Here is an 8,269-nt window from a genome sequence, read left to right as displayed (position 1 = left end):
GACTCCTGGAACAGCTGCAGCCGCCCTTTCAGCATCTGCGGGGAATCTCCGACGACAATATTCTCATACTCAATGATGCCGGCCTTGAAACCCGGCACCTTCTGCCTTAAATCAGACGATATACTGATTTCCAAACCTTTCACCTCCAAAAATCCTTTAAAATAGTTTATCATAGAAAGGATGCGAATAAATATCTTGGCGATTTGCCTTTTTATATACAAAACACAATGGTGAAAGGAGCGGGAGGATATGAACTACTCAGAGCTTAAACAGGATATCATCGATTACAGCAAAACGATCGGCATTGATAAGATCGGATTCGCCTCTGCCAGCACTTTCGGGGAGATGAAGAGCAGGCTCATCAGACAGCAGGAGCTTGATTACCAATCTGGCTTTGAAGAGCCTGATATTGATAAAAGGACAGAACCGGCCCTATTGCTAGATGAGCCGATGTCCATCATCTCCATTGCCCTTGCTTATCCTTCAAAGATGAAGACCCGCGTTGTCAGCAAAAGGGGTGAGCGGCGCGGCATTTTCTGCCGGGCCTCCTGGGGGACGGACTATCATACTGTTTTGCGGGACCGGCTCGGGAAGCTTGAGGCATATATACGTGAAAGGCTGCATGAGGCGAGGCTCAAATCAATGGTCGATACAGGCGAGCTTGTGGACCGGGCGGTCGCTGAAAGGGCCGGTATTGGGTGGAGCGGCAAAAATTGTTCCATCATTACGCCAGAATTCGGATCTTACGTATATTTGGGAGAAATGATCACAAATCTTCCGCTCGAGCCGGATGAACCAATCGAAGACGGGTGCGGTTCGTGCAATCTTTGCGTCGATGTCTGCCCGACAGGCGCACTTGTCGGCGGCGGCCAGCTGGATTCCAAGCGCTGCATCGCCTTCCTGACACAGACAAAGGGCTTTCTTGAGGAAGAATTCAGGGTGAAAATCGGCAACAGGCTTTATGGCTGTGATACATGCCAGACAGTCTGCCCGAAAAATAAGGGCATGGATTTTCATTTCCATGAAGAAATGGAGCCGGATCCTGAAATTGCCAAACCGCTGTTAAAGCCTCTGCTTCATATGAGCAACAGGGAGTTTAAGGATAAGTTCGGCCATGTATCGGGGTCATGGAGAGGCAAGAAGCCGATCCAGCGGAATGCCATCATCGCCCTTGCCCATTATAAGGACGAGACAGCTGTCGATGACCTGATCCAAGTAATGAAATCAGATCCAAGGCCGGTTATAAAGGGAACGGCGGCCTGGGCACTCGGGAAGATCGGCGGGCTGAAGGCAAGGGAAGCGGTCGAGGCTGCCCTTGTAAAGGAGACGGACGAAGAAGTGCGCAGGGAAATGGAAAACAGCTTATATATGTTCAGCTAAAGAGAGGGGAGCCTCTCTTTTTTTCATATAAGAAAATAGATACCCTCCGGCATATAGGCTGTGATCTATTTTAAGAAATGATTCGGCATTTTCTTTCATATGAATGAATGATGGGAGGAATGCATATATGAAAAAACAGCTTCAGGAGCTGCTGGAGCAGAGGGTTCAGCAGTGTGTGTCCCATTCCCGCAATGACTTTCGCACTTGCCCGAAAATTGAAAGGAAAAAGGATATTCTCTCAAGAAGAGCCGGGGAAATTGTTAAAGCGAAAGCTTCAGGGAAGATTATTGAAAAAGCAGGACAGGACACAGATGAACTCAGCACTGTCCATTATCATGTCCACTTTCAATATTTGATAAAGGATAAGGACGGATTGTATCTGGAGGAGGAAGTCGAGCAGCGTGAGGCTGAATTTTATAAAGGGGTGCTGGTCGGCGATGGTGAAAAGAATCCGTTCCTTCATTTGGAAGAGCCGGCAGCACTTCCGGCGGAGCCTGCTGCTGATGGGGAAAGGGCGGGATTCAGATATGACCGCCTGAAGGCTGTCCAGTATGCGGAAAGATGGTGGAATGACTATAACCCTGCCTATAAGAAGTTCGAGGTTGACTGCACGAATTATATTTCGCAGTGCCTCCATGCTGGTGAAGCGCCTATGAGGGGCTATCCGAACCGTTCAAAGGGCTGGTGGATGAGGAGCGATAATTGGAGCTACAGCTGGACAGTCGCCAACTCGCTGCGCTGGTATCTGCCGGGCTCCCGGACAGGGCTGAAGGGAAAGGAGGTAGGCAGTGCAGAGCTATTGCAGCCGGGCGATGTGATCTGCTATGACTTCCAGGGCGATGGCCGCTTTGACCATACGACAATCGTGACAGCCAAGCAGAGCGATGGGACACCGCTTGTCAACGCCCATACCTTTAACAGCCGGATGCGCAACTGGGCATACGAAGATTCAACCGCCTATACACCAAATATTAAATACAAGTTCATCAGCATCGATGATGAATCCTGACCTGGTTGTATGAGAGATAAAGAGTGGTATAATAGCTGGTAGAGTTTTTTTGAGTATGGGGGATAATATACTCCGCAGATAAAGTTTCACTTGATGAGGTGATGGACGTGGCAATACATGTAGTACTATACCAGCCGGAAATCCCGGCCAATACGGGCAATATCGCCCGTACCTGTGCAGCGACAGATACAACCCTGCACCTGATCAGGCCCCTTGGATTTTCCACTGATGACAAAATGCTCAAACGGGCAGGGCTTGACTATTGGCAGCATGTAACAATCCTTTATTATGATTCATTGGATGAGTTTTATGAAAAAAATGCCGGCGGCGAATTCTTCTATTTAACCAAATTCGGGCAGAAGCCGTATACAAGCTTTGAATACAGCGACAAGGAAAAAGATTATTATTTCATTTTCGGCAAAGAAACGACAGGTCTTCCGGCAGAGGTCAAGGAAAATAACAAGGACCGCGCCCTCCGCATTCCGATGACTGGCAATGTGCGGTCATTGAATCTGTCCAACACGGCTGCCATTCTTATTTACGAAGCACTGAGGCAGCAGGATTACCGGCATTTAACTTAAAGGATCGAGGCCATATCCAGGGGGATGTGGCCTTCTTTTTTTGCAGCTTAAGATGGGAAGGCGCCGAGCAGTCATTTATGATATTGTACCGGGATTAGGTTAAAATGAAGATATTCACTTGAGGAGGTACATACCATGAACGAAACGGTAGAAACAATACTGGCCCACCGGTCAATCAGAAAATTTGAGGAAAGGGAGCTTACGAGGGAACAGGTGGAAACGATTGTATCCTGTGCCCAGGCCGCTTCCAGCTCAAGCTTCATTCAGGCATACACCATCATCGGCATAACTGATCCAGAAAAGAAACAGAAGCTGTCTGAATTGGCGGGAAACCAGTCCTATGTAGCGCATAACGGGCACTTCTTCGTTTTCTGTGCGGACCTGAACCGCCATCATGTCCTTTCTGAAATGGAAGGGAAGGATTTAAGCGAGTCCCTTGAAAGCACGGAAAAATTCATGGTTGCGATGATTGACGCTGCACTCGCGGCCCAGAATGCAACAGTCGCCGCAGAATCAATGGGCCTTGGCGTCTGCTATATCGGCGGCATCCGCAATCAGCTTGAGGAAGCTGCCAAGGTGCTGGGTACACCAGAAAGGGTCATCCCCCTCTTTGGCCTGAGCGTAGGGTATCCGGCCCAGGATCCCGACAAAAAGCCAAGGCTTCCTTTAGAGCATGTCTATCACGAAAATGGCTACCAGCAGGATCATGAAAAGTATAAACAGCAGCTCGAGGATTATAATCAAACGGTGTCAGCTTATTATGCCGAACGCACGCAAAACATGAGGAAAGACACCTGGACCGGCCAGATGGCAGCTATGCTCGAAAAGCCGGTGAGGATGTATATGAAGGATTTTGTGAATAAGAATAAGCTGGATTTGAAGTGATTGCAGGGAGTGGCTGCAGGATTGGCTTATGGGATACATGTGTGTGCTCAGGAAGGGCATTCATGTATTCGGGGAGCGTTCCGGGATACATGAGCTGTGCTCGGGAAGGGCAGTCATGTATTCGGGGAGCGTTCCGGGATACATGAGCTGTGGTCAGGAAGGGCAGTCATGTATTCGGGGAGCGTTCCGGGATACATGAGTTGTGGTCAGGAAGGGCAGTCGTGTATGGAAAGAGTTCCAATCGCTGCATGACCCAGCACTAAAAAGGCAAGTCATGCATAGAAAGAGCCCTCATCAATGCATGACACACAACCAGAAAAGAAAAGCCTCGCCCAAAATATGACCGCACTCCACCAGGCCCAACAAAATCTCCTGACAAACAAAAAAGGACCGGAATCCCCAAGATTCCGGTCCTTTTTTGTACCGTTCTTCTTACTTATTCATACCTGGTTTGTCGTTGTAGCCGGCAGTGAAGATGGCTGACAGGAACGCGATAGTTACGCCGATGATCAAAATCAAGCCCATGATGTTGGCCTCCTTTTTATGTAGGAATTCCCTTTTGCATACCTATGTAATCTTATTATAGCCCAATTCCGGCATGGTGTGAATGAAAAACTGTGGATATTTTATGGAGAATATACGGGGAAATGCAACACGGCTGGCAGTTTGAGGGACCCTGAAGGCGAGGGGAATTCTGCTTTTCTTCCGGGTTATAGAATGTTTAATTGCCCAAGCGCATAGATTATATTAATCGTCTCTGATAATGCGACAGGGGGAGGTCCTTATGGATATTTTAAAAAAAATCGAGATGTACAGACACGAAGAGGAAAAGCTTAAATGGGAAGGGACATTCAGGGAGTATTTAGACATTGTCAAAGAGAAGCCATGGGTAGCCCAGTCAGCACATTCCAGGGTATACAGTATGATAAAGGATGCCGGTGTCGAAGACGATAAAGGGAAAAAGCGTTATAAATTTTTCAGCAATCAGCTGTTCGGGCTTGAAGAATCGCTTGAACGGCTTGTGGAGGAATATTTCCATCCTTCTGCTAAAAGGCTTGATGTCAGGAAAAGGATCCTGCTTCTGATGGGTCCTGTGAGCGGGGGGAAATCAACGCTCGTCACGATGCTAAAACGCGGGCTTGAAGCGTATTCCCTGACCGACAGGGGTGCAGTATTTGCAATCAAAGGCTGCCCGATGCATGAAGACCCGCTCCATTTGATTCCGCATCATCTGCGCAAGGACTTTTTCGATGAGTATGGAATCAGAATTGAAGGGAATCTGTCTCCGCTGAATATGATGCGGCTTGAGCAGGAGTATGGGGGACGGATTGAAGACGTTGTGGTTGAGAGGATCTTTTTCTCAGAGGATAAACGGACCGGGATCGGAACATTCAGCCCGTCTGATCCGAAATCCCAGGATATTGCCGATCTTACCGGCAGCATAGATTTCTCCACGATTGCCGAATATGGTTCAGAGTCTGACCCGCGGGCCTACCGGTTTGACGGGGAGCTGAATAAGGCGAACCGGGGGATGATGGAGTTCCAGGAGATGCTGAAATGCGATGAGAAATTCCTCTGGCATCTGCTCTCTCTCACACAGGAAGGCAATTTCAAGGCAGGGCGGTTTGCGCTCATTTCTGCGGATGAACTAATTGTGGCGCATACAAATGAAACAGAGTACCGTTCCTTCATTTCCAATAAGAAAAACGAGGCGCTTCATTCCCGGATCATTGTCATGCCTGTCCCTTATAATCTAAAGGTGACAGAAGAAGAAAAAATCTATGAAAAAATGATCAGTGAGAGCGATGTTTCTGATGTCCATATTGCACCGCACACGCTTAAGGTGGCAGCGATGTTTACGACCTTGACGAGGCTGAAGGAACCTAAAAAGGGTGATATTGACCTGGTGAAGAAAATGAGGCTCTATGACGGAGAAAGCGTGGAAGGCTACAACCGCGCAGACGTGGAGGAGCTGCAAAAGGAATATCCTGATGAAGGAATGAGCGGAATTGATCCGCGTTATGTCATCAACCGGATCTCATCTACAATCATCCGAAAAGAGATTACCTCAATCAATGCGCTGGATGTTTTGAGATCCCTGAAAGAAGGGCTTGATCAGCATCCGTCGATCACCGCTGAGCTGAAGGAACGCTATTTGAACTTCATTTCACTGGCCCGCAAAGAGTATGATGATATTGCCAAGAAGGAAGTCCAGAAAGCATTTGTCTACTCATATGAAGAATCCGCCAAAACACTCATGGACAATTATCTGGACAATGTGGAGGCATACTGCAATAAAGCGAAGCTCCGCGATCCTCTGACAGGAGAGGAAATCAATCCGGATGAAAAGCTGATGAGGTCGATTGAAGAGCAGATCGGCATCTCGGAAAATGCGAAAAAGGCATTCAGGGAGGAAATCCTGATCCGCATCTCTGCCTATGCAAGGAAAGGCAAGCGGTTTGACTACAATTCGCATGACCGTCTCCGCGAAGCCATCCAGAAGAAGCTGTTTGCAGACCTGAAGGATGTTGTGAAGATTACAACCTCTTCCAAGACCCCTGACGAGCAGCAGCTGAAAAAGGTGAATGAAGTTGTTGCAAGACTCATTGATGAGCACGGCTATAATTCTACTTCTGCAAATGAGCTGCTGCGGTATGTTGGAAGTTTGCTGAACAGATAATGTGCAAAGGCCGGCATAGTATTGTCGGCCTTTTTTGCTGGTTAAGAATTAAAAAATTGTAGGTCTTATGGATATTTATCAATTCTTGATCAAGGCGCCTGCTCTTTTGTTCCTGTGCACTCCCAGGATCAAGAATTAGTTTCAATTGAGGGGGACAGGGGAAAAGGGTGTATAGAGGTGATTGAGATGAAGAAAAAGGAACTGGACAAGGACTTTGTGCCAAGAAACAGCTCCATGGCTGAGAATGTAGAAGAGATGCATAATCTAGGAAAGCAGATGGAGCATCTCAGGACTGGGGAAGAGCTTGAAGAGGATGGAAAGCAGCCTGACCCTATCCAGTATAAAGATAACGAAAAATGACTCCTGCGCTGAAGCTGCAGGAGTTTTTTTGACCGCATTTTTCCGGGGTTCTATTTCAACCTGACCCTTAATAGATATAGCAATAAAAAGCTATTAGTCAGGGGAGAAGCAGGGATGAGAAAATGGGTGGCTGCTATTTTAATAGCGATTGTGCTGTTTGTACTGCAGGAAGGACAGGCTTCTGCCGCACAAAGGAATGAGTATATATGTGCAGTTGGCGTGAATGACTCTGTTTTGAATTTGAAGCAGAACCCTCCGTTTGTGCTGGAGCATACAGCCTATATGCCTATTAAAGATTTGGCAGCAGCCATTGGAGCCAGCATCTCTATAGAAAATCCTGATAGCTATACGATCAAAAAGGGCAAATCATGGATCCGCTATTCAGTAAAACAACAGCAGGCCTCAACGTCCATGGGAAAAACGGCCGAATGGAAAGCGGTGGTCCGGGAAAACAGCCTATTCATACCGATCCGGTCAGCCGGCGAGTTTTTTGGCTATAGAGTTGAATACCTCTCAGCCGGCCCTGTAGTCCGTCTGGTGAACAAAGGAGCGAAAATGGCAAACGAACAATTCATGAGCGCCAATAGAGCGGCTCTAAAAGATTTTTATGTGAAAAAAAAGGCGGTGTACTTAACCTTTGATGATGGACCTGCGAAGGGAATGGAATCCATCCTTGATATTTTGAAGAATAAGAAGGCAAAAGCGACATTCTTTATGATTGAGCCGCAGGCAAGAGCCAACCCGGCTTCTGTTAAGCGGCTGGTGGAGGAAGGGCATTATCCGGCCCTGCACAGTGTTACCCATGATAAAAACAAGCTTTATGCCGGAAACCCGCAAAATCCCGCCCTGGAAATGGATAAGACCAGGAAAACAATATTGAGCCTGACAGGCATTGACTCCAGGCTGGTGAGAATGCCTTATGGAAGCAAGCCTTATATGACAGGGCCGTTCAGGGACGCCCTTGTGCAGAAGGGATATAAAATGTGGGACTGGAATGTTGATACATTAGACTGGAAATATGCAAGGAGCAGTCCGAAGACTATCTTTGAAAATGTGAAAAAAGGGCTTCAGCCGGCGGCTGCAGGCGGGAAGCCCCCAGTCATCCTGATGCATGTGAACAGCGGGACGGTTTCCATGCTGCCGCAGATCATCGATTACCTATACTCACAAGGATATGAATGCCAGGCTTATAACCCCAATGCCCACTTTTCAATGAATTTCTGGAAGGATGAGAGGCTCTAAAAAAGGCTTGTCCGACAGCATAGGCATTTGTCTTATTGTCAAAATTATTTGTAAATTATTTCGATGTCTCGCATAGTATAGAGTAATTAATATTTCACGTTCCTTTTGACACTCGGGATATTGTATGTTGCT

Annotated in this window: 7 protein-coding genes; all 7 read left to right on the top strand. The window is 47.4% G+C overall.

Annotated features, from left to right (window positions below; all coding sequences use genetic code 11):
• Window positions 1–249 precede the first annotated feature (249 nt).
• Window positions 250–1,380 carry a tRNA epoxyqueuosine(34) reductase QueG gene (queG, locus tag CYJ37_RS19200; RefSeq protein ID WP_101551112.1) on the top strand — a complete coding sequence of 377 codons (1,131 nt, stop codon included), beginning with the start codon at window positions 250–252 and terminating at the stop codon, window positions 1,378–1,380.
• A 127-nt stretch (window positions 1,381–1,507) separates the two neighbouring features.
• Window positions 1,508–2,389: an amidase domain-containing protein gene (locus tag CYJ37_RS19195; RefSeq protein ID WP_101551110.1), complete on the top strand. Its 882-nt coding sequence runs from the start codon at window positions 1,508–1,510 to the stop codon at window positions 2,387–2,389.
• A 107-nt stretch (window positions 2,390–2,496) separates the two neighbouring features.
• Complete coding sequence (gene trmL / locus CYJ37_RS19190; RefSeq protein WP_022543522.1) at window positions 2,497–2,970, top strand: tRNA (uridine(34)/cytosine(34)/5-carboxymethylaminomethyluridine(34)-2'-O)-methyltransferase TrmL; 474 nt, start codon at window positions 2,497–2,499, stop codon at window positions 2,968–2,970.
• A 135-nt stretch (window positions 2,971–3,105) separates the two neighbouring features.
• A complete protein-coding gene (nfsA, locus tag CYJ37_RS19185; RefSeq protein ID WP_094770014.1) occupies window positions 3,106–3,855 on the top strand; it encodes an oxygen-insensitive NADPH nitroreductase in 750 nt (249 codons plus the stop codon).
• 784 nt (window positions 3,856–4,639) lie between these two features.
• On the top strand, window positions 4,640–6,535 hold the full coding sequence (locus tag CYJ37_RS19180; protein ID WP_009795007.1) for a PrkA family serine protein kinase: 1,896 nt from the start codon (window positions 4,640–4,642) through the stop codon (window positions 6,533–6,535).
• 186 nt (window positions 6,536–6,721) lie between these two features.
• A complete protein-coding gene (locus CYJ37_RS27380) occupies window positions 6,722–6,895 on the top strand; it encodes a hypothetical protein (protein WP_009795008.1) in 174 nt (57 codons plus the stop codon).
• A gap of 114 nt (window positions 6,896–7,009) precedes the next feature.
• Complete coding sequence (locus CYJ37_RS19175; RefSeq protein ID WP_101551108.1) at window positions 7,010–8,137, top strand: polysaccharide deacetylase; 1,128 nt, start codon at window positions 7,010–7,012, stop codon at window positions 8,135–8,137.
• The last annotated feature ends 132 nt before the right edge of the window (window positions 8,138–8,269 follow it).

It is taken from the genome of Bacillus sp. UMB0728 (assembly GCF_002858875.1).
Taxonomy (GTDB): Bacteria; Bacillota; Bacilli; order Bacillales; family Cytobacillaceae; genus Bacillus_AB; species Bacillus_AB infantis.
The sequence above is the reverse complement of the archived record's forward strand: the minus strand, read 5'-3'. Positions and strand labels throughout refer to the sequence as shown.